Source organism: Kitasatospora sp. NPDC058115 (genome assembly GCF_042884635.1).
Lineage (GTDB): Bacteria > Actinomycetota > Actinomycetes > Streptomycetales > Streptomycetaceae > Kitasatospora.
On sequence record NZ_JBHVTL010000021.1, the window covers coordinates 20395 to 42377 of the forward strand.

Sequence of the window (21983 nt, forward strand, 5' to 3'; positions counted from 1 at the left end):
GGCCCGCCGGGCCCCGCCCGAGGATGGGACGCACCACGCCGCCGCACCGAGGAGGCCCGCCGGATGGCGCAGACGCTGCAACGGCCGCCCCGGGCGCGCCGGCTGCGCGGGGTGCCGCGCGCGCTCCTGGCGTGGGTCCGCTCGGCGCCCGGCACCTACCTGTGGCTGCTCGTCCTGGCGGTCACCAGCTTCGTCGTGGCGCGGACGGACCCGCGCACCCTGGACTGGTTCCTGGCCGCCCGCTCGACCAATCTGGAGCACCTGCGCTCGCGCCCGGTGCACGCCCTGGTGGCCAGCGCGCTGTGGACGGAGACGTCGAGCTGGCCGCTGTACGCCGTGCTGTTCACGCTGGTCCACGCCAACGCCGAGCGCTGGCTGGGCACTGCCCGCTGGTTCACGGTGGCCGCCACCGCGCACGTGCTGGCGACCCTGGTGAGCGAGGGCGTGGTGGCCTGGGGGATCGTCCGCGGCACCCTGCAGCGCAGCATGGCCGATACGGTGGACGTCGGCGTCTCCTACGCGCTGGCCGGGGTGGCGGGGGTGCTCACCCACCGGTTCGCCGGCCGCTGGCGGTGGCTGTACGGCGGCGGGGTGGTGGTCTTCTACCTGGTGCCGCTGGTGTTCTCGCACACCTTCACGGACCTCGGGCACTTCACCGCCGCGCTGATCGGGCTCGCCTTCTTCCCGTTCGCACGCGGACGGCCCCGCTGGGACCCGGGCCGGGCCCTGCGCCGTCGGCGGCAGTCCGGTCCACCCGGGCAGCCCCGTCCGGCCGGACGCTGATTGGCCGGTCCATGCCACCCGGTAGGGGCTTGCAAACCGCGCGGGCCACGCCATGATGTCGGAATGGTTGAACTGATCAGCTCCGACGGCACCACACCCCGCAGTGTCGCCGACGCCTATGTCCGGGACCTTGCCGAGCTCGACCCGCTGACCGCGGTGTACCTGGGCCTGAACCCCGAGGACGACCGCCTCCCCGATCTCTCCCCGGCCGGTGCCGAGGCGATCGCCGGACTCGGCCGCTCCGTCCTGGCCCGGCTCGACGAGGCCGAGGCGGCGCTCGACGCCGCCGAGGCGGCCGGTACCCCCCGGGACGAGGCCGAACGGCGCTGCGCCCGCCTGCTGCGCGAGCGGCTCACCGCCGAACTCGCCGTCCACGACGCGGGCGAGCGGTACCGGGCCGTCCACAACCTCGGCTCCCCGGTCCACAATCTCCGTGACGTCTTCACCCTGATGCCCACCGACACCGAGGAGCAGTGGCGGATCCTCGGCCGCCGCCTGGCCCGGGTGCCGCAGGCGCTCACTGGGTACCGCGCGACCCTCGCCGAGGGCATCGAGCGCGGTCTGCTCTCCGGCCCCCGCCAGGTCACCACGGTGACCGGCCAGCTCGGCGAGTGGCTGGCCGGGGACGTTCCCGGCGGCTGGTTCGGCGGCCTCGTCCAGGAGGCCCCGGAGGCGCTGCGCGAGGAACTGGCCGGGCACGCCGTGGCCGCCGCCGAGGCGCTGGCCGCGCTGCGCGACTGGCTGCGCGACGTCTACGGGCCGGCCGCCGCCGGCGCCCCCGACACCGTCGGCCGCGAGCGCTACGGCCGCTGGGTGCGCTACTGGTCCGGTGCCGACCTCGACCTCGACGAGGCCTACGCCTGGGCCTGGGGGGAGTTCCACGACCTGCTCGCCCAGATGCGGGTCGAGGCCGACCGGGTGCGGCCCGGCGCCGAACCGATGGAGGCGATGAAGTGGCTGGAGACCGACGGGCCCGCGCGGACCGGCGCCGAGGCCGCCCGTGAGTTCCTCCAGGGCCTGATGGACTCCGCGATCGCCGACCTCCAGGGCACCCACTTCGACCTGGCCGAGCCGATCACCCGGGTCGAGTCCCGGATCGCCCCGGCCGGCAGCGCCGCCGCGCCGTACTACACCGCCCCGTCGCTGGACTTCAGCCGCCCCGGCCGGACCTGGCTGCCGCTGCTGGGCCGGGAGCGCTTCCCCGAGTGGGACCTCGTCTCGACCTGGTACCACGAGGGCGTCCCCGGCCACCACCTGCAGCTCGCGCAGTGGAACTACGTCGCCGACCGGCTCTCCACCTACCAGGTGAGCCTGGGCGGGGTGAGCGCCAACCTGGAGGGCTGGGCGCTGTACGCCGAGCGCCTGATGGACGAGCTCGGCTACCTCACCGACCCCGGCCACCGGCTCGGCTACCTCAACGCGCAGATGATGCGGGCGCTGCGGGTGATCGTCGACATCGGCATGCACGCCGGCCTGGAGTTCCCGGCGGACTCGCCGTACCGCGCGGGGGAGCCGGTCACGCCGGAGGCCGCGCGGGAGTTCTTCGGCCTGTACTGCGGGCTGTCCGCCGACTTCCTGGACAGCGAGCTGGTCCGCTACCTGGGCCTGCCCGGCCAGGCGATCGGCTACAAGCTGGGCGAGCGGGCCTGGCTGCGCGGGCGCGCGGCGGCCCGGGCGGCGCACGAGGCGCGCGGCGAGGTGTTCGACCTCAAGGCCTGGCACATGGCGGCCCTGTCGCAGGGCTCGCTGGGCCTGGACGACCTGGTCGCGGAGCTGTCGGCGCTGTAGTCGCGGAGCCGTCGGCGCTGTAGCCGCGGACGAGCACGGCGCGAGGCCCCCGGGAACGGTCCCGGGGGCCTCCTGCCGTGGTCCCACGCCCCTGGTTCGCTGGTCCTGGTTCTACCGATTTGTACAGATTTTTCCTTGCCATTCGCCGCGCCGAGCGTTTGGCTGGAAGGCGACTGCGTGACCTCTCCGCACCCCTCCGGAAAGGCTCCCCCAGTGTCTGCCCAAGCCCAAGCCCCCACCGGTCATGCGGCGGCGGAGTCCCGCCGCTGGTGGGCCCTGGCGGTCATCGCCATCGCCCAGCTGATGATCGTCCTCGACATCACCATCGTGAACATCGCCCTCCCGTCGGCCCAGAAGGACCTCGGCATCTCGGACGCCGACCGGCAGTGGGTGATCACCGCCTACACGCTGGCCTTCGGCGGACTGCTGCTGCTCGGCGGCCGGCTCGGCGACCTCTTCGGCCGCAAACGCGTCTTCATCGTCGGCCTGCTCGGCTTCGCGCTCGCCTCCGCGATCGGCGGCGGCGCCAACGGACCCACCATGCTCTTCGCGGCCCGGGCCCTGCAGGGTGCCTTCGGAGCGCTGCTGGCCCCCTCCGCGCTGGGCCTGCTCTCCACGACCTTCTCCGATCCCAAGGAGCGGAGCACCGCCTTCGGGATCTTCGGCGCGATCGCCGGTGGCGGCGCCGCGATCGGCCTGCTGCTCGGCGGCGTGCTGACCGAGTACCTCGACTGGCGCTGGTGCCTGTTCGTCAACACCCCGATCGCGGTGGCGGCCGCCTTCGCGGCGTTCTCCGTGCTGGAGCGCGACCACATCGGCAAGGGCGCCCGGATCAGACTGGACCTGCCCGGCGCGCTGCTCGGCTGCGGCGGTCTGCTCGCGATCGTGTTCGGCATGTCCGAGGCGGTCACCCGGGGCTGGGGCGACGCCCTGGTGCTGGGCTCGCTGGCGCTCGGCGTGCTGCTGCTGGTGGTGTTCGTGCTGGTCGAGAAGCGCACCCCGCACGCGCTGCTGCCGACGCACATCGTCGCCGACCGGAACCGGGGCGGCGGCGCCCTCTCGGTCGGCCTGGCGATGATCGGCATGTTCGGCCTGTTCCTGTTCCTGACCTACTACCTGCAAGTGATCAAGCACTTCTCGCCGATCATGTCCGGCGTCTCCTTCCTGCCGATGACCGCCGCCATCGTGATCAGCTCGACCGCCTTCGCGGCCCGGCTGATGACCAGGGTGCCGTCCCGCAACCTGATCGGCCCCGGACTGCTGCTGGCCGCCGCCGGCATGGCCTGGCTGACCCGGATGCACGTGGACAGCCCCTGGGCCGGCATGGTGCTGCCCGCCGAACTGCTGCTCGGCTTCGGCATGGGCCTGATCTTCATGCCGTCGATGAGCCTCGCCACCCTCGGCGTCGCCCCGAGCGAGGCGGGCGCGGCCTCGGCCACCATCAACTCGGCCCAGCAGGTCGGCGGCTCCTTCGGCACGGCGCTGCTGAACACCATCGCGGCCAGCGCCACCGCGAGCTGGCTGGCCGCCCGCGCCGCCGGTGCCGGCAACCCCGCCGTCCAGGCCGAGGGCGCGGTGCACGGCTACGTGGTCGCCACCTGGGTGGCGATGGGCATCCTGCTGCTGGCCGCGCTGATCGCGTTCCTGATGATCGACCACCGGCCGGCGCCGGGGGAGGCCGCCGGGGCCGCCGACGGCGCGGCGCAGGCCGAGGCCGGCGCGGCGCAGGCCGGGACCGGCGCGGCCGGCGCGGTCGGCGCCCGGGCGCCGCAGACCCAGGCGCAGAGTCCGGCCCACCAGCGCCAGCGCGCCCGATGAAGCCCGCGGCGCCCGCGTGCCACCCGACCTCCCACGGCCGCGGCGGCGCCGTCCGGGCCCCGCGGCAGGGCGGCGACCGGCTGAATTCTCATCGCCTTCCCAGCGGCGCATCACGGCCTTCCCAGCTCGGGGCGCCATAGTCGGATCCCGTACCGCCGTCGACCGGGGCAAGGAGCAGACCGCGCATGGGCCAGCACCGCCGCCGCACCACCCGACGCCGCTACCTGGCCCCGACCCTGGTCACCACCACCCTCTCCGCGCTGACCGTGGCCGCCGTGGTCGTCGGCACCCACAGCGTCGTCCCCCGGACCACCGCCGTCGCCTCCCCGGGGACCGCGGCGGCGACGGCGGCCCCGGCCACGGCGCCCCGGAAGGTGACCGTCGGCCCGGTGGCGACGCCCGTTCCCGCCCCGACCCCCACCGCCACCCGGACCCCCGCCCCCGCCCCGGCGCCCACGTCGAGCGACCTGCCGGGCACCACCGCCGCCGCCCCGGCCACCTCCGAAGTGGCCACCGTCGGCGCCCTGTTCAACGGCGCCGTGCGCGCCGGCAACCACTTCTGCACCGCCAGCGTGCTGCACAGCCCCACCCGCAACCTGCTGCTCACCGCCGCCCACTGCCTCGACGACCCGGCCGGCGTCACCTTCGCCCCCGGCTACCGCGACGGCCGCGCCCCGTACGGCACCTGGCGGGTCACCGCCGTGCACACCACCACCGGCTGGTCCCGGGACGGCGACCAGGACGAGGACTTCGCCGTCCTGGAGACCGCCGTCGACGACGCCGGCCGGCGGATCGAGGACGTCGTCGGAGGCAACGTCCTCGGCACCGACGAGCCGTTCGGCACCACCGTCCGCCTCTACGGCTACCCGGCCGGCGGCGAGCGGCCCCTGCTGTGCACCAACACCACCGGCCGCCAGGGCACCTTCCAGCGCGTCGTCGACTGCCCCGACTACCCGGGCGGCACCAGCGGCGGCCCCTGGATCTCCACCGCCACCGGCCACGTCGTCGGCGCCATAGGAGGCCACCAGGAGGGCGGCGACACCGACGACACCTCCTACAGCGCCTACTTCGACCACACCGTCGCCGCCCTGTGCGACGAGGCCGTCGCCGCCGCCTCGTCCTGACCGGCCCCGCCCGCCCGGAATCCCGTTCGACCCCGGGCCCGCCCTGTGGGACGCTCTGCGCGCAAAGATCGTCCACGATGCCCCGGGGGGCCGTTCCACCGTGCGCCGAACCACCGTTCCCGTCCTCGCCGCCACCGCCGCCGTCCTCGCCCTGCTCACCGGCTGCGAGGGGGACGACGGTTCCGCCGCGGCGGGTGCCTTCGACCCCGCGGAGGCCGTGGCGAAGGGGGCCGGGGAGCCCTACGCGGTCACCGTGAAGGCGACCCACGCCGGGGACTCCTCCACCATCACGGCGCGGTTCAACCTCAACACCGTGTACACCGGCCGCTGGGAGTTCAAGGACGAGGACGGAAACCTCCGGGAGACCGTCACCACCGCGGACGCCGAGTACCTGCGGGGGCACGACGCCACGGGCACCTGGCTGAAGACCCCGCGGACCGTCGAGGTCTCGGACCTCGACTACGGCGGTTACGCCGGGCTGCTGCTCGCCCAGGGCGCGTCCGCCCGCAAGGGCATGGAGACCACCGACGGCGTGCCGACCTACCACCTCGCCGGCCACCTCGGCGTGGAGCAGCTCGCCGGGCCGCTCCCGGCGGCCCACCGGATGCTGACCTCGGCGGGCGTCACGGGCATCGACCTCGACCAGTGGATCGACGCGCAGGGCCGCACCCGTCACGTCGAGCAGGCGATGGTCGTCGAGGGCCGCAAGGACGTGCTGACGCTGGTCTTCGGCGACTTCGGCCCCGCCGAGACCTTCACCGCGCCCGGCCCCGTCGCCGGCTGACGCCCCGACGGCCCGCGCCCGGCGCCCGGGGCAACTCCGCCGCTCCGGGCGCCCGTTGGCGCCCCCGGCGCGGCCGGAAAACGAATCAGGCCCAGATCGGCGGTAACTACCCGCTGACCTGGGCCTCTTCGGCACTTCTCGCGAAGTGCCCCCGGTAGGATTCGAACCTACGCACCCGCCTCCGGAGGGCGGTGCTCTATCCCCTGAGCTACGGGGGCTTGCTCGGTGTTGTCGTCGCGTTCGCTTCGACGTGGAGAACACTACCAGGCCCGGGGCGTGCTCCGTGCACGGGTTTCCGCGGCGGCCGGCCGGGGCGGGCCGGTGGAAGTGCGCAAAGGCCGGACGGGGCGGCGGGGCCGCCGATACCCTCGGTGAGGTGTCGGGAGTGTCCGGGCGGGTCCTCGTGGTGGACGACAGCGAGGTGATCCGCCAGCTGATCAGGGTCAACCTGGAGCTGGAGGGCTTCGAGGTGGTGACCGCCGCCGACGGTGCCGAGTGCCTGGAGGTGGTCCGCCGGGTGAGGCCCGACGTGGTGACGCTGGACGTGATGATGCCGCGGCTGGACGGCCTGCGCACGGCGGCCCGGCTGCGGGCGGCGCCGGGGACCCGGCTGCTGCCGATCGCGATCGTGAGCGCCTGCACGCCGGCCGATCTGGACCTGGGGGAGTCGGTCGGGGTGGACGGCTACCTGGGCAAGCCCTTCGACCCGGCGGACCTGGTCGCGCTGGTGCGGCGGCTGGTGGAGCTCGGCCGCCGGGGCGCGGCCGCCGAGGAGTTTCGCCCTCGGCGAACAGACCGGAGCGATCGGGGCTGAGCGACGGCGTCCAACGTCTCAACCGGCAAACCGAGTGGCGGGCGCCCTCCCCCTCTCGCCTACGCTTGGCGTCGTGACCCCCGCAGAGCTTTCCCAGGCAGTCCAGGCCGCAGTGAGCACCGCCGTCGAGGCGGGCGAGCTGGCCGTCGCCGTGCCCGAGCACGTGACGGTCGAGCGGCCCAAGAACAGGGACCACGGCGACTACGCGACCAACGTGGCCCTCCAGCTCGCCAAGGCGGCCGGCAAGCCGCCGCGAGCCGTTGCCGAGGTACTGGCCGACCGCCTGCGAGGGATCACCGGCGTCGCCAAGGTCGACATCGCCGGTCCGGGCTTCCTGAACATCACCCTGGACACCGCCACCGCCGGCGCGCTGGCGCGCACCATCGTCGAGGCGGGCGAGGCCTACGGCCGCAACGAGGACCTCGCCGGCCTGAAGATCAACCTGGAGTTCGTCTCCGCCAACCCGACCGGCCCGATCCACATCGGCGGCGTGCGCTGGGCGGCCGTCGGCGACTCGCTGGCGCGGGTCCTGCGGGCCTGCGGCGCCGACGTCACCACCGAGTACTACCTCAACGACGCCGGTGTGCAGATCAGCAAGTTCGCCTCCTCGCTGCAGGCCGCCGCGAACGGCCGCGAGGTGCCGGAGGGCGGCTACGTCGGCGAGTACATCGTCGACATCGCCAAGGCGATCACCGAGGCGCTCCCGGGCCTGCTGGAGAAGTCCGAGGACGAGCAGCTCCAGGTCTTCCGCGCCGAGGGCCTGAAGCTCATGGTCGCCGAGATCAAGCGCTCGATGGACGAGTTCGGCACCCACTTCGACGTCTGGTTCTCGGAGAAGTCGCTGCACGACTCGGGCGCGGTCGGCACGGCCATCGACCGGCTGCGCGAGCAGGGCCACGTCTTCGAGAAGGACGGCGCCATCTGGCTGCGCACCACCGACTTCGGCGACGACAAGGACCGCGTCCTGGTCAAGGCCGACGGCGACACCACCTACTTCGCCGCCGACGCCGCGTACTACCTGTCCAAGCGGGACCGCGGCACCGAGGTCGCGCTCTACATGCTGGGCGCCGACCACCACGGCTACGTCAACCGCCTCAAGGCCATCGCGGCCTGCGCGGGCGACGACATGAACCACAACATCGAGGTGAAGATCGGCCAGTTCGTGAAGATGCTTCGCGACGGCGAAGAGGTCCGCATGTCCAAGCGGGCCGGCAACATCATCACGATCGACGACGTCGTCGAGTGGATCGGCGTGGACGCGGCCCGCTACACCCTGGCGCGCTCCTCCACCGACTCCACCATCACGCTCGACATCAACATCCTGACCAGCCAGACCAACGAGAACCGGGTGTACTACGTCCAGTACGCCCACTCCCGGATGTGCGCGGTCCAGCGCAACGCCGACGAGCACGGCATCTCGCGCGGCGCGGCCGAGGACTTCAAACCGGAGCTGCTGGCCACCGAGTGGGAGAACGACCTGCTCGGCCACCTCGGTGAGTTCCCGCGCGTGCTGGCCTCGGCCGGCGAACTGCGCGAGCCGCACCGGGTCGCGACGTACCTGGAGGACCTCGCGGCCAAGTACCACCGCTTCTACGACAACTGCCGCATCCTGCCGCGGGGCGACGAGGAGGTCACCGACCTCACGCACGCCCGGCTCTGGCTGGCCGACGCGACACGCACGGTCATCGCGAACGGCCTGACGCTGCTGGGCGTCTCGGCGCCCGAGCGGATGTAGGCACCACCCCCATGTGCACAGCGGGGGCGGCGGACGGTCAACGGGGACCGTCGCCGCCCCTCGCCATAGGTCGAGGAAACCAACGACATGTCTCGCTCCGCACACCCCGCAGGCCCCCGGCACGGCGACGTGCTGCCCGAGGGCCACTACCAGGCGCCGCCCAGCGACCTGAACGCGCTCGACCCCAAGGTCTGGTCCCGGACCGTCGCCCGTGACGCCGGGGGCGTGGTCACCGTCGGCGGCGTCGACGTGAAGCGGCTGGCCGCCGAGTACGGCACCCCGGCGTACGTCATGGACGAGGCCGACTTCCGGGCCCGGGCCCGGGCCTGGCGCGAGGCCTTCGGCGCGGACGCCGACGTCTTCTACGCCGGCAAGGCCTTCCTCTCCAAGGCGGTCGTGCGCTGGCTGCACGAGGAGGGCCTCAACCTCGACGTCTGCAGCCCGGGCGAGCTCGCCGTGGCGCTGGCCGCCGGGATGCCGGCGGAGCGGATCGCGCTGCACGGCAACAACAAGTCGGTGGACGAGCTGGAGCACGCGGTGAAGTCCGGGGTCGGGCACATCGTGGTCGACTCCTACGAGGAGATCGAGCGCCTCGCGGTGATCGCCGGTCACCAGGGCGTGCGCCAGCCGGTGCTGATCCGGGTCACCGTCGGCGTCGAGGCGCACACCCACGAGTTCATCGCCACCGCGCACGAGGACCAGAAGTTCGGCCTCTCGCTGACCGGGGGAGCGGCCGCCGAGGCGGTGCGCCGGGTCCTGGCGCACGGCGCGAGCCTGGAACTGCGCGGCATCCACTCGCACATCGGCTCGCAGATCTTCGACACCGCCGGCTTCGAGGTGGCCGCCCGCCGGGTGGTCGGCCTGCTGGCGCAGATCCGGGACGAGCACGGCGTCGAGCTGCCCGAGATCGACCTCGGCGGCGGCCTGGGCATCGCCTACACCAGTGAGGACGACCCGCGCGAGCCGGCCGAGATCGCCGCCGCGCTGGCCGACATCGTGCGCCGCGAGTGCGCGGCCGCGAACCTCACCGCCCCCCGGCTGAGCGTGGAGCCGGGCCGGGCGATCGTCGGCCCGACCGCGTTCACCCTGTACGAGGTCGGCACCGTCAAGCCGCTGGAGGGCCTGCGCACCTACGTCAGCGTGGACGGCGGGATGTCCGACAACATCCGCACCGCGCTGTACGACGCCGAGTACACGGTGGCCCTGGTGTCGCGCACCAGCGACGCGGAGCCGATGCTGGTGCGGGTGGTCGGCAAGCACTGCGAGTCCGGCGACATCGTCGTCCGGGACGCCTTCCTGCCGGCCGACCTCGCGCCCGGCGACCTCGTCGCGGTGCCCGCCACCGGCGCCTACTGCCGTTCGATGGCGAGCAACTACAACCACGCCCTCAAGCCCCCCGTGCTCGCCGTCCAGGACGGTGCGGCCCGGGTGATCGTCCGGCGCGAGACGGAGGAGGATCTCCTGCGTCTCGATATCGGATGACGAAATCCTCGTCTCAGATCATGGAACGACCGTAGATCTGTACGGAAAGTCCCGGAGACTGGTAGGAACCGAAAGTCCGGCGGGCCCCCGAAAATCCCGCCGGATCGACCGAAGCATGAATGCAGAGCGGAGTCGGATGATGCGTACGCGGCCGCTGAAGGTGGCGTTGCTGGGCTGTGGTGTGGTGGGCTCCGAGGTGGCGCGCATCATGACGACAGACGCCGCCGACCTCGCCGCGCGCATCGGCGCGCCGGTCGAGCTCGCCGGCATCGCGGTGCGCCGGGCGGGCCGCCCCCGCCCGGGGGTGCCCGAGCACCTGCTCACCACCGATGCCGAGGCCCTGGTCAAGCGGGGCGACATCGACGTGGTGATCGAGGTCGTGGGCGGCATCGAGCCGTCCAAACACCTCATCCTGTCGGCGTTCGAGCAGGGCGCCTCGGTGGTCAGCGCGAACAAGGCGCTGCTCGCCAAGGACGGCACCGAGCTGCACGCGGCGGCCGCCGCGGCCGGCGTGGACCTCTACTACGAGGCCGCGGTGGCCGGGGCGATCCCGCTGCTGCGCCCGCTGCGCGAGTCGCTGGCCGGCGACCGGGTGAACCGGGTGCTGGGCATCGTCAACGGCACCACCAACTTCATCCTCGACAAGATGGACACCACCGGCGCCGGGTACTCGGAGGCGCTGGAGGAGGCCACCGCGCTCGGTTACGCCGAGGCCGACCCGACCGCGGACGTGGAGGGCTTCGACGCCGCCGCCAAGGCCGCGATCCTGGCCGGCATCGCGTTCCACACCAAGGTGACCGCGGCGGACGTCTACCGCGAGGGCCTGACCGAGGTGACCGCCGCCGACATCGCCTCCGCCAAGGCGATGGGCTGCGTGGTGAAGCTGCTGGCGATCTGCGAGCGGGCCGCCGACGGCGAGTCGGTGACCGCGCGCGTCCACCCGGCGATGATCCCGCTGTCGCACCCGCTGGCCTCGGTCCGCGAGGCGTACAACGCGGTGTTCGTGGAGGCCGAGGCGGCCGGCCGGCTGATGTTCTACGGCCCGGGCGCGGGCGGCGCGCCGACCGCCTCCGCGGTCCTCGGCGACCTGGTCGCGGTCTGCCGCAACAAGCTCGCCGGTGCCACCGGCCCCGGCGACTCGGTGTACACCCGGCTGCCGGCCAAGCCGATGGACGAGGTCGTCACCCGCTACCACGTCAGCCTGGACGTCGACGACCGCGCGGGCGTGCTCGCCCAGGTCGCCTCCGTCTTCGCCGAGCACGGCGTCTCCATCGACACCGTGCGCCAGCAGGGCCGCGACGGCGACGCCTCGCTCGTCGTGGTCACCCACCGCGCCACCGACGCCGCGCTGTCGGCGACGGTGGACAAGCTCCGCGCACTCGACAGCGTGCGCGACGTGGCCAGCATCATGCGGGTCGAAGGGGAATAGGAACAGATGATGAGCAGCGTTGCCGAGAACGCCGCCCGTGGCACCCACACCCACCAATGGCGGGGCCTGATCGAGGAGTACCGGGACCGCCTGCCGGTCAGCGCGACGACCCCGGTGGTCACCCTGCTGGAGGGCGGCACCCCGCTGGTCCCCGCCCAGGTGCTCTCCGAGCGCACCGGCTGCGAGGTCCACCTCAAGGTCGAGGGCGCCAACCCGACCGGGTCCTTCAAGGACCGCGGCATGACGATGGCCATCTCCAAGGCGAAGGAGGACGGCGCCCAGGCCGTCATCTGCGCCTCCACCGGCAACACCTCGGCCTCCGCCGCCGCCTACGCGGTGCGGGCCCGGATGGTGTCGGCGGTGCTCGTCCCGCAGGGCAAGATCGCCCTCGGCAAGATGGGCCAGGCGCTGGTGCACGGCGCGAAGATCCTCCAGGTGGACGGGAACTTCGACGACTGCCTCACCCTTGCGCGTGAACTGTCCGAGAAGTACCCGGTGGCGCTGGTCAACTCGGTGAACCCGGTCCGGATCGAGGGCCAGAAGACCGCCGCCTTCGAGATCGTCGACATGCTCGGCGACGCGCCGGACATCCACGTGCTGCCGGTCGGCAACGCGGGCAACATCACCGCGTACTGGAAGGGCTACCGCGAGTACGCCGCGGACGGCCTGGCCACCCGCACCCCGCGGATGTGGGGCTTCCAGGCCTCCGGCTCGGCCCCGATCGTCGACGGCGCCCCGGTGCTCAAGCCGCAGACCATCGCCACCGCGATCCGGATCGGCAACCCGGCCTCCTGGGACTTCGCGCTCGCCGCGCGGGACGAGTCGGGCGGCCTGATCGACAAGGTGACTGACCGTCAGATCCTCTCCGCCTACCGCCTGTTGGCCTCCCAGGAGGGCGTCTTCGTGGAGCCCGCCTCGGCCGCCTCGGTGGCCGGCCTGCTGGCCAAGGCGGAGGCCGGCCTGGTCGACCCGGGCCAGCGGATCGTCTGCACCGTGACCGGCAACGGCCTCAAGGACCCGGACTGGGCGGTGGCCGGCGCGCCGCAGCCGCAGATCGTCCCGGTCGACCCCGAGGCCGCCGCCCGGCGACTGGGCCTGCTGGACTAGCCCCCCCACCCGATCCGGGGGCTCAGCCCCCACCCGGGCCGACCCTTTCGGGGGTCGGCCCGGTTCGCGTTCTCGACCGACACTTTTGTGTCAATTCACCGGCGCATTCCGATCCGATTCCCGCATGCAATCCGGCCAGAAGCGGCAACACACCAGATCGAAGGCCCACGGGGTGTACCGCTGTGGAACCTCTCTTCGATACTCTGGGTCCGGCCGTGTGGCACATGCCCCGGGTCCGGCCCCATCGCGGGCCGCACCACCGACTGTGACCGTCCGCCCCGGCCGGGGCCCGCGGCCCGCTCCCCACCCTCGCACCGACGCGCTTCGCGCCGCCCGATTTCCCCAGGAGAGTCCACCGCATGGCCGGTCCTGCGTTCCGTGCCGCCGCCGTCCGGGTCCGGGTTCCCGCGACCAGTGCCAACCTCGGTCCGGGCTTCGACGCCTTCGGACTCGCGCTGGGTCTGTACGACGACGTGGTCGTCCGGGTCGCCGACTCCGGGCTCTCCGTCGACATCGCCGGCGAGGGTGCCGACACCCTTCCGCGCGACGAGCGCCATCTGCTGGTCCGCTCGATGCGCGCCGCCTTCGACCGCCTCGGCGGCCAGCCGCGCGGCCTGGAGGTGGTCTGCGCCAACCGGATACCGCACGGCCGCGGCCTGGGCTCCTCGTCCGCCGCGATCTGCGCCGGGATCGTCGCCGCCCGCGCCGTCACCATCGGCGGCCCGTCCGCCCTGGACGACGACGCCCTGCTGGCCCTCGCCTCCGAGCTGGAGGGCCACCCGGACAACGTGGCGGCCTGCCTGCGGGGCAACTTCACCGTGGCGTGGACCGAGGAGGACACCGCCCGGGCGATCGCCCTGGAGCCGTCCGCCGAGGTCGTCCCGGTGGTGTTCGTCCCGGCCACCGAGGTGCTCACCGAGACCGCCCGCGGCCTGCTGCCGCGGACCGTCCCGCTGGCCGACGCCGCCGCCAACGCCGGCCGGTCCGCCCTGCTGGTCGAGGCGCTGACCCGGCGCCCGGACCTGCTGCTGACCGCCACCGAGGACCGGATCCACCAGGACTACCGGGCCTCCGCGATGCCGGACAGCGCCGCGCTGGTGGGCGCGCTGCGCGCCGAGGGCGTGCCCGCGGTGATCTCCGGCGCCGGCCCGACCGTGCTCGCGCTCACCGACGAGGCCGGCGTGCAGAAGGTCCTGGGCTTCGCCGGCGACCACGGCAACGGCGGCCCGGCGTTCGCCGCGCACCGGCTCGAACTCGACCGGACCGGCGCCGCAGTGCTCCCGCTGGGCGTCTGAGCAGGCCGTTCGGGCCGGACCGTCCGGACACGATTGGCAACCGCAAGGCTGGGGAATGTCTGAGGGGGTCGGTAGTGTTAACCTCATTGCTGCACCAGGTGCCCTCCGGGGCTCGGTGCGCCGCGTCCCGATCCCAGCACTCCGCACCAGCGGAGTCCCGGCGATGTACGGGGCGACGATTCTCCGGGAGCCCACCGCAGCGCGTACGCAGCCTGCCTGCGCGACTTGCGGTCGCATCCCGAAGCCGTGACGGCACCTGACTCCCACCCGCAGCCTCCCACCTGGAGGCCAGGACGGGCGGAGCACGGGCCACCGTCACGCGACGGGGGCCCGGGATTCGCAGGCAGCGTGGGGGCACCTCCCGGCCGGCGGCCGGGGGGAGGGTCGGTACTCGACCGTCCCGCCACGCCACTCAGCACCACCGTGCTTCAAGCACCGCACCTCGCAGCTCTCCTCCGACTGGCACCCAGCGCCATTCGGGGGACCACCGCCTCGGACCGACGCAGTCGAGCGTTGGTCAGGACAGCACAACCGGTCGCCGAGCCAGACAGGCCGACGTCCGCTCCAGGGAAGGACCCTTAGTGAGCGACACCACCGATCTGATGGGCGCGCGCCCGGACGCCGACGCGTCGGACGCCGCCGCCGCCCCCGCGGCCCCGGCGCGGCGCCGCCGTACCGCCGCCGCGGGCCTGGACGGCATGGTCCTGGCCGAGCTGCAGAAGCTCGCCGCGGACCTGGGCATCACCGGTACCGGACGCATGCGCAAGAGCCAGCTGATCGAGACCATCAAGGAGAAGAGCGGCGGCGACCCGCTGCTCGCCGGCGCCACCGCCGCTCCGGCCGCCAAGCGCACCGCGAAGGCCGAGACCGCCGAGCCGGCCGAGAAGCCGGCCCGCCGGACCACCAAGGCCGCCGCCGCCCGGGCCGAGGCCCCCGCCGCCGCCGAGGCGCAGGCCCAGATCGAGATCCCGGTCCAGGCCGCCGCCGAGACCGCCGCCCCCGCGCGCACCGAGCGCACCCGCCGCCGGGCCACCTCGGCCGCCGGCGCCCCGGCCGCCGAGAGCGCCGCCGAGGCGCCCGCCGCCGTGGTGACCGAGGCCAAGCAGGCCGAGACCCGTACCGAGGGCGCCCGCGCGTTCGAGGGGCGCGAGGAGGGCCGCGAGACCCGTCGCGACCGCCGTGAGCGCCGTGAGCGCCGCGACGGCGGCGAGCGCGAGAGCCGTCCGGAGACCGCCGAGGTCCAGGCCGGCCAGGACGGCGAGGGCCGTGAGTCGCGCCGCGACCGCCGCAACCGCCGCGACCGTGCCGACCGCACCGAGCGCCCCCAGCAGCAGAGCGCCCAGGGCGAGGGCCAGCAGAGCCGTCAGGGCGGCCAGCAGGCCCAGCCGCAGGCGCAGCAGCAGGGCGGCTTCGAGGACGACGAGTACGGCGACGGCCGCCGCGGCCGCCGCGGGCGCTACCGCGACCGCCGGGGCCGGGGCCGCCGCGAGGGCTTCGAGACCGGTGGCACCGAGCCGCAGATCGGCGAGGACGACGTCCTGATCCCGGTCGCGGGCATCCTCGACATCCTCGACAACTACGCGTTCGTGCGCACCTCCGGCTACCTGCCGGGCCAGAACGACGTCTACGTCTCGCTCGCCCAGGTCCGCAAGAACGGCCTGCGCAAGGGCGACGCCATCACCGGTGCGGTGCGCCAGCCGCGCGAGGGCGAGCGCCGCGAGAAGTTCAACGCCATGGTGCGGCTGGACTCGGTCAACGGCATGGACCCGGAGAGCGGCCGCGGCCGTCCCGAGTTCAACAAGCTGACCCCGCTCTACCCGCAGGAGCGGCTGCGCCTGGAGACCGACCCGGGCGTGCTGACCACCCGGATCATCGACCTGGTGTCGCCGATCGGCAAGGGCCAGCGCGGTCTGATCGTCGCGCCGCCGAAGACCGGCAAGACGATGGTGCTGCAGGCGGTCGCCAACGCGATCACCCACAACAACCCCGAGTGCCACCTGATGGTCGTCCTGGTCGACGAGCGTCCGGAAGAGGTCACCGACATGCAGCGGTCGGTGAAGGGCGAGGTCATCTCCTCGACCTTCGACCGCCCGGCGGAGGACCACACCACCGTCGCCGAGCTGGCCATCGAGCGCGCCAAGCGCCTGGTGGAGCTGGGCCACGACGTGGTGATCCTGCTGGACTCGATCACCCGTCTGGGCCGCGCCTACAACCTGGCGGCGCCGGCCTCCGGCCGCATCCTGTCCGGTGGTGTCGACTCGACCGCGCTGTACCCGCCGAAGAAGTTCTTCGGTGCCGCGCGCAACATCGAGAACGGCGGCTCGCTGACCATCCTGGCCACCGCGCTGGTCGAGACCGGCTCGCGGATGGACGAGGTGATCTTCGAGGAGTTCAAGGGCACCGGCAACATGGAGCTCAAGCTCGACCGGAAGCTCTCGGACAAGCGCATCTTCCCGGCCGTCGACGTGGACGCCTCCAGCACCCGCAAGGAGGAGATCCTGCTCGGCGGCGAGGAGCTCGCCATCGTCTGGAAGCTGCGCCGGGTGCTGCACGCGCTCGACTCGCAGCAGGCGATCGAGCTGCTGCTGGACAAGATGAAGCAGACCAAGAGCAACGCCGAGTTCCTGATGCAGATCGCCAAGACGACCCCCGGGTCGGGCGACTGACGCGGAACGCGTCGAAGCACCCGGGCCCCGGACCGCGCGAGCGGTCCGGGGCCCGCTGCCGTGTCCGGACGGTTTGTTCCAGACTCGGGACAGTTGGGGCCCTTTTCGGCGTCTTGTCCGATTTACTCTGGTCCGTATGGCCGAACACAAGAGGGTCCCGAGCCGCCGTCGCAAGCTCCTGCGCACGGCCGCGTGCGCCGTCGCCGCGCTCGCCGTCCTCGGGGCCGGTGCGGCCGGGTACGCCTACCTGCGACTGGACGGCAACCTCAGGAGCGTCGACATCGACGCCACCCTCGGCACCGCCCGCCCGCCGGCCGCCACCGACGGTTCCTTCAACGTCCTGGTGCTCGGCTCCGACTCGCGGTCCGGCGGCAACGCGGACCTCGCCGGCGGCGACACCGGCGGCACCGCCCGCTCGGACACCGCCATGGTGGTGCACGTCAGCCAGGACCACTCCCGCGCCGACGTGGTGTCCATCCCGCGCGACACCCTCGTCCCGCGCCCCGAGTGCACCGGCCCCGGGGGGAAGGCCGTGCCGGCCGCCAAGCGCGCCATGTTCAACAGCGCCTACGAGGCCGGCGGCGCGGCCTGCGCGGTCAAGACCGCGGAACAGCTCAGCGGGCTGCGGATGGACCACTACGTCGAGGTGGACTTCAACGGCTTCGCCCGGCTGGTGGACGCGATAGGCGGGGCCACCGTGACGACCACGGTGGCCATCCACGACAAGGACAGCGGCCTGGACCTCCCGGCCGGGGAGCACCACCTGGACGGGCAGCAGGCGCTCGCCTTCGTCCGCACCCGGCACGGCGTCGGCGACGGCAGCGATCTCGGCCGGATCGAACTCCAGAAGCAGATGGTCCGCTCGCTGCTCCAGCAGGCCGGCGGGATCGGGCTGCTGACCAACCCGGTCAAGCTCTGGTCCGTCGGCGACACCCTGACCCGCTCGATCACCACCGACTCCGCGCTCGCCTCGGTCAACTCGCTGGTCGGACTCGCCCAGGAGCTCAAGGGCATCGGGCCGGACCAGCTCGCCATGGTCACCCTGCCGGTGACGGCCGCCCCCACGGACCGGGACCGGGTGGTCCAGCAGCAGCCGCAGGCCGACCAGCTCTGGGCGGCCCTCAAGGCCGACCGCCCGATGCCGGCGGAGGTGCTCGCCGCCCAGCCGCAGAACCCCGCCCAGGCCACCCCCGGCGCCTCCGCCACGGCCCCGGCGAAGGCGCCCGCCAAGCGCCCCTGAGCGGCCCGGAATATCCCGCGGCGCCCCCCGGTTTGGGAAGAGGCGGCCGGTCCTGGCAGACTGGACCGTCGGTCCCGGTTCACGTGCGGCATTCCAGCCGCCGACCCGGTGCCCTCCCGAACACTAGGAGAACCCCTTGAAGCCCAACGTTCACCCCGAGTACGTGGTCACCCGCGTGACCTGCACCTGCGGTGCCGAGTTCACCACCCGCTCGACCGAGACCAGTGGCGAGATCCGCGCCGAGGTCTGCTCGCAGTGCCACCCGTTCTACACCGGCAAGCAGAAGATCCTCGACACCGGTGGCCGCGTGGCCCGCTTCGAGGCCCGCTTCGGCAAGCAGCACAGCGCGAAGGCCTAGCGCTCCCTCGGCGCCGGTCTCCTGGTGCCCCCGAACTCGTTCCGGGGGCGCTGGGGACCGGCGCCGTTCGCGTCCCCCCGCACCTCCGCGAACCCACCCCGCACGACGATCCCCCGGGAAGAAGGCCACCCCATGTTCGAGGCAGTCGAAGAGCTCCTCGTCGAGCACGCCGACCTCGAAGCGAGGCTGGCCGACCCGTCCGTCCACGCCGACCAGGCCAACGCCCGCAAGCTGGCCAAGCGGTACGCCGAGCTGACCCCGATCACCCGGGTCTACCGGCAGTGGAAGCAGGCCGGCGAGGACATCGAGGCCGCCCGCGAACTCGCGGCCGAGGACTCGGAGTTCCTCTCCGAGGTGAAGGACGGCGAGGCCCGCCGCGAGGAGCTGACCGAGGAGCTGCGGCTGCTGCTCGTCCCGCGGGACCCGAGCGACGACAAGGACGTCATCCTGGAGATCAAGGCGGGCGAGGGCGGCGAGGAGTCCGCGCTGTTCGCCGGCGACCTGCTCCGGATGTACCTGCGCTTCGCCGAGCGGATCGGGTGGAAGACCGAGATCATCGACTCCAACGAGTCCGACCTCGGCGGCTACAAGGACGTCTCGGTCGCGGTGAAGACCAAGGGCAACGCCGAGCCCGGCCAGGGCGTCTGGGCCCGGCTGAAGTACGAGGGCGGCGTGCACCGGGTGCAGCGCGTCCCGGCCACCGAGTCGCAGGGCCGCATCCACACCTCCGCGGCGGGCGTGCTGGTCACCCCCGAGGCCGAGGAGGTCGAGGTCGAGATCCTCGCCAACGACCTGCGGATCGACGTGTACCGCTCCTCCGGCCCCGGCGGCCAGTCGGTCAACACCACCGACTCCGCGGTCCGGATCACCCACCTGCCGACCGGTATCGTGGCGTCCTGCCAGAACGAGAAGAGCCAGCTGCAGAACAAGGAGCAGGCGATGCGCATCCTGCGTTCGCGGCTGCTGGCCGCCGCGCAGGAGGAGGCCGAGCGGGAGGCCTCGGACGCGCGCCGCAGCCAGGTCCGCACGGTGGACCGTTCCGAGCGGATCCGGACGTACAACTACCCGGAGAACCGCATCTCGGACCACCGCACGGGCTTCAAGTCGTACAACCTGGACCAGGTGCTGGACGGCGAGCTGAACGCCGTCATCCAGTCCTGCGTCGACGCGGACGCCGCGGCCAAGCTCGCCGCGGCCCAACAGAACTGACACCGGCGGCAGCGAGACCGACGTCGAGGCCGGAGAGCGGAAGCAAGAGGTCGTACGGATGAACCTGCTACTCGCGGAGGTGGCCCAGGCCACCCAGCGGTTGGCCGCGGCCGGCGTGCCGTCGCCGCGCTTCGACGCGGAGGAGCTCGCCGCCCACGTCCACAACGTCAAGCGCAGCCAGCTGCACACCGTCCAGGACGGTGACTTCGACGCCCGGTACTGGGAGGCCGTCGCCCGCCGCGAGGCCCGGGAGCCGCTCCAGCACATCACCGGCCGGGCCTTCTTCCGCTACCTCGAACTGGCGGTCGGACCGGGCGTGTTCGTGCCCCGCCCGGAGACCGAGACGGTCGTCGAGTGGGCCATAGACGCGGTCCGCGAGATGGACGTCGCCGAGCCGCTGGTGGTCGACCTGTGCTCCGGCTCCGGCGCCATCGCGCTCGCCCTCGCCCAGGAGCTGCCGCGCTCCATCGTGCACGCCTTCGAGCTCGACGAGGGCGCGCTGCCGTACACCCGGCGCAACATCGAGTCCTCGCCCGACCGCGCCCGGGTCACCCTGCACGAGGGCGACGCCACCCGGGCCTTCGAGGACGACCGCGCCTGGGACGGCCGCTTCGACCTCGTCATCTCCAACCCGCCGTACATCCCGCTCACCGAGTGGGAGTACGTCGCGCCGGAGGCCCGCGACCACGACCCGCAGATGTCGCTGTTCTCCGGTGAGGACGGACTCGACACCATCCGCGGCATCGAGCGGGTCGCCGCCCGTCTGCTGCGCCCGGGCGGCGCCGTGGTCATCGAGCACGCCGACACCCAGGGCGGACAGGTCCCGTGGATCTTCAACGAGGAGGGCGGCTGGACCGACGCCGCCGACCACCGGGACCTCAACAACCGCCCCCGCTTCACCACGGCGCGCAAGGCGTCGCTGTGAACCACGCCATGAGCCCGTCCGGAAGGGGACCGCACCGATGAGCCGCCGCTACGACTGTGCCGACGCCGGGGACCGCGCAACCGGCCTGCGCGAGGCCGCCTCGGCCATCCGCCGCGGCGAACTCGTCGTGCTGCCCACCGACACCCTCTACGGGGTCGGCGCGGACGCCTTCTCGCCGGAGGCGGTGGGCGCCCTGCTCGCCGCCAAGGGCCGCGGCCGCAACATGCCCTCGCCGGTCCTGGTCGGCTCGCCGACCACCCTGCACGGCCTGGTCACCGACTTCTCCGAGCAGGCCTGGGAGCTCGTCGACGCCTTCTGGCCCGGCGGCCTCACCCTGGTCGCCAGGCACCAGCCCTCGCTGCGCTGGGACCTCGGCGACACCCGGGGCACCGTCGCCGTGCGGATGCCGCTGCACCCGGTCGCCATCGAGCTGCTGAACGTCACCGGCCCGATGGCCGTCTCCAGCGCCAACCGGACCGGCGGCCCGTCCCCGGCCACCTGCGACGAGGCCCAGCAGCAGCTCGGCGACGCCATCTCGGTCTACCTGGACGGCGGCACCGCCGACCACGCCCAGGCCTCGTCGATCGTGGACGTCACGGGCAAGGTGCCGGTGCTGCTGCGGGCCGGCGCGATCTCCGCCGAGCAGCTGAGGGAGGTCGTCCCCGACCTGGAGGCCGGCAGTTGACGGCCGCCTCCCTCCATGCCGGGCCCGGCATATCGCCGTACCTGAGCGTGGGCCCCAGGCCGCTGGACCACTTCCGGATCCTGTACGTCTGCACCGGCAACATCTGCCGGTCGCCGATCGCCGAGCGGCTGACCCGGCGTGAGCTGGACACCCGGCTCAACCCCCGGGTGGCCGGGCGGATCCTGGTGGAGTCGGCCGGCACCTGGGGCCATGTGGGCGCGCCGATGGAGGAGCACGCCGCCACGGTGCTGGACGAGTACGGCGCCGACAGCGGCGGCTTCACCGGCCGCGAACTGCTGGACGAGCACGTGGTCGAGGCCGACCTGGTGCTCACCGCGACCCTGGACCACCGGGCCCAGGTCATCTCGATGGGCCACGAGGCGGGGCTGCGCACCTTCACGCTGAAGGAGTTCACCCGGCTGGTGCGCACGATCGACCCGGGCACCCTGCCGGACCCCCGGCGCGGCGCGGACGTCACCGAGCGCGCCCGCGCGCTGGTCCGCGCCGCCGCCTCGCTGCGCGGCTGGCTGCTGGCCGCCGACCCCGAGGCCGACGAACTGCACGATCCCTACGGCGCGCCGATCGGGATGTTCCGCAACTGCGGCGAGGAGATATTCCACGCCGTCGACCCGGTGGTCACCGCGCTGACCGGGGTCCGCGCGCTGTAGCCGACGCGCCCACTCGGGCGGTGCCCGGCCCGGGCGGGCGTGCCCCGGCACGCGCCGCCGTGCCGGGGCACGG

The 21983-nt window shown here is 73.3% G+C and carries 18 protein-coding genes and 1 tRNA gene; 18 read left to right on the top strand and 1 reads right to left on the bottom strand.

Annotated features, from left to right (window positions below):
- Positions 1–63: 63 nt before the first annotated feature.
- From ACFVVL_RS22465 to ACFVVL_RS22485, 5 genes are all read left to right on the top strand, one after another.
- Positions 64–783 (top strand): rhomboid-like protein, encoded by a 720-nt coding sequence (locus tag ACFVVL_RS22465; RefSeq protein ID WP_387677907.1) that lies wholly within the window; start codon positions 64–66, stop codon positions 781–783.
- 63 nt (positions 784–846) lie between these two features.
- Complete coding sequence (locus tag ACFVVL_RS22470) at positions 847–2571, top strand: DUF885 domain-containing protein (RefSeq protein WP_387677910.1); 1725 nt, start codon at positions 847–849, stop codon at positions 2569–2571.
- Positions 2572–2784: 213 nt separating this feature from the next.
- Complete coding sequence (locus ACFVVL_RS22475; protein ID WP_387677913.1) at positions 2785–4389, top strand: MFS transporter; 1605 nt, start codon at positions 2785–2787, stop codon at positions 4387–4389.
- A gap of 185 nt (positions 4390–4574) precedes the next feature.
- Positions 4575–5513 (top strand): trypsin-like peptidase domain-containing protein, encoded by a 939-nt coding sequence (locus tag ACFVVL_RS22480; protein ID WP_380286741.1) that lies wholly within the window; start codon positions 4575–4577, stop codon positions 5511–5513.
- A gap of 100 nt (positions 5514–5613) precedes the next feature.
- Entirely contained in the window at positions 5614–6297 is a 684-nt protein-coding gene (locus ACFVVL_RS22485; RefSeq protein ID WP_380286740.1) for a hypothetical protein, read from the top strand.
- A 146-nt stretch (positions 6298–6443) separates the two neighbouring features.
- Here the strand turns inward: ACFVVL_RS22485 and ACFVVL_RS22490 are convergent.
- Positions 6444–6515 (bottom strand) — tRNA-Arg (locus ACFVVL_RS22490).
- Positions 6516–6682: 167 nt separating this feature from the next.
- On the opposite strand from ACFVVL_RS22490, the gene ACFVVL_RS22495 reads away from it, so the two are divergent.
- From ACFVVL_RS22495 to ACFVVL_RS22555, 13 genes are all read left to right on the top strand, one after another.
- Complete coding sequence (locus ACFVVL_RS22495) at positions 6683–7111, top strand: response regulator (protein ID WP_380286773.1); 429 nt, start codon at positions 6683–6685, stop codon at positions 7109–7111.
- Positions 7112–7184: 73 nt separating this feature from the next.
- A complete protein-coding gene (argS, locus tag ACFVVL_RS22500; RefSeq protein WP_380286739.1) occupies positions 7185–8846 on the top strand; it encodes an arginine--tRNA ligase in 1662 nt (553 codons plus the stop codon).
- 87 nt (positions 8847–8933) lie between these two features.
- Positions 8934–10328: a diaminopimelate decarboxylase gene (lysA, locus tag ACFVVL_RS22505; protein ID WP_387677917.1), complete on the top strand. Its 1395-nt coding sequence runs from the start codon at positions 8934–8936 to the stop codon at positions 10326–10328.
- A gap of 136 nt (positions 10329–10464) precedes the next feature.
- Positions 10465–11757, top strand: a complete 1293-nt coding sequence (locus ACFVVL_RS22510) for a homoserine dehydrogenase (protein WP_380286737.1) — start codon at positions 10465–10467, stop codon at positions 11755–11757.
- A gap of 9 nt (positions 11758–11766) precedes the next feature.
- Positions 11767–12864 (top strand): threonine synthase, encoded by a 1098-nt coding sequence (thrC, locus tag ACFVVL_RS22515; RefSeq protein WP_387677921.1) that lies wholly within the window; start codon positions 11767–11769, stop codon positions 12862–12864.
- 359 nt (positions 12865–13223) lie between these two features.
- On the top strand, positions 13224–14159 hold the full coding sequence (thrB, locus tag ACFVVL_RS22520) for a homoserine kinase (protein WP_380286735.1): 936 nt from the start codon (positions 13224–13226) through the stop codon (positions 14157–14159).
- 581 nt (positions 14160–14740) lie between these two features.
- The gene (gene rho / locus ACFVVL_RS22525; protein ID WP_387677925.1) at positions 14741–16825 is read left to right on the top strand and encodes a transcription termination factor Rho; all 2085 of its coding nucleotides are present in this window, start codon (positions 14741–14743) and stop codon (positions 16823–16825) included.
- Between the two features lie 136 nt (positions 16826–16961).
- On the top strand, positions 16962–18065 hold the full coding sequence (locus ACFVVL_RS22530) for an LCP family protein (RefSeq protein WP_387677928.1): 1104 nt from the start codon (positions 16962–16964) through the stop codon (positions 18063–18065).
- Positions 18066–18201: 136 nt separating this feature from the next.
- Positions 18202–18423 carry a 50S ribosomal protein L31 gene (gene rpmE, locus ACFVVL_RS22535; protein WP_030057539.1) on the top strand — a complete coding sequence of 74 codons (222 nt, stop codon included), beginning with the start codon at positions 18202–18204 and terminating at the stop codon, positions 18421–18423.
- 132 nt (positions 18424–18555) lie between these two features.
- Complete coding sequence (gene prfA / locus ACFVVL_RS22540; RefSeq protein WP_380286732.1) at positions 18556–19632, top strand: peptide chain release factor 1; 1077 nt, start codon at positions 18556–18558, stop codon at positions 19630–19632.
- A 58-nt stretch (positions 19633–19690) separates the two neighbouring features.
- Positions 19691–20557: a peptide chain release factor N(5)-glutamine methyltransferase gene (prmC, locus tag ACFVVL_RS22545; protein WP_380286731.1), complete on the top strand. Its 867-nt coding sequence runs from the start codon at positions 19691–19693 to the stop codon at positions 20555–20557.
- Positions 20558–20594: 37 nt separating this feature from the next.
- The gene (locus tag ACFVVL_RS22550; RefSeq protein ID WP_380286730.1) at positions 20595–21242 is read left to right on the top strand and encodes an L-threonylcarbamoyladenylate synthase; all 648 of its coding nucleotides are present in this window, start codon (positions 20595–20597) and stop codon (positions 21240–21242) included.
- Positions 21243–21271: 29 nt separating this feature from the next.
- Positions 21272–21910, top strand: coding sequence for a protein-tyrosine-phosphatase (locus ACFVVL_RS22555; protein WP_380286772.1), 639 nt, complete (start codon positions 21272–21274; stop codon positions 21908–21910).
- Positions 21911–21983 lie beyond the last annotated feature (73 nt).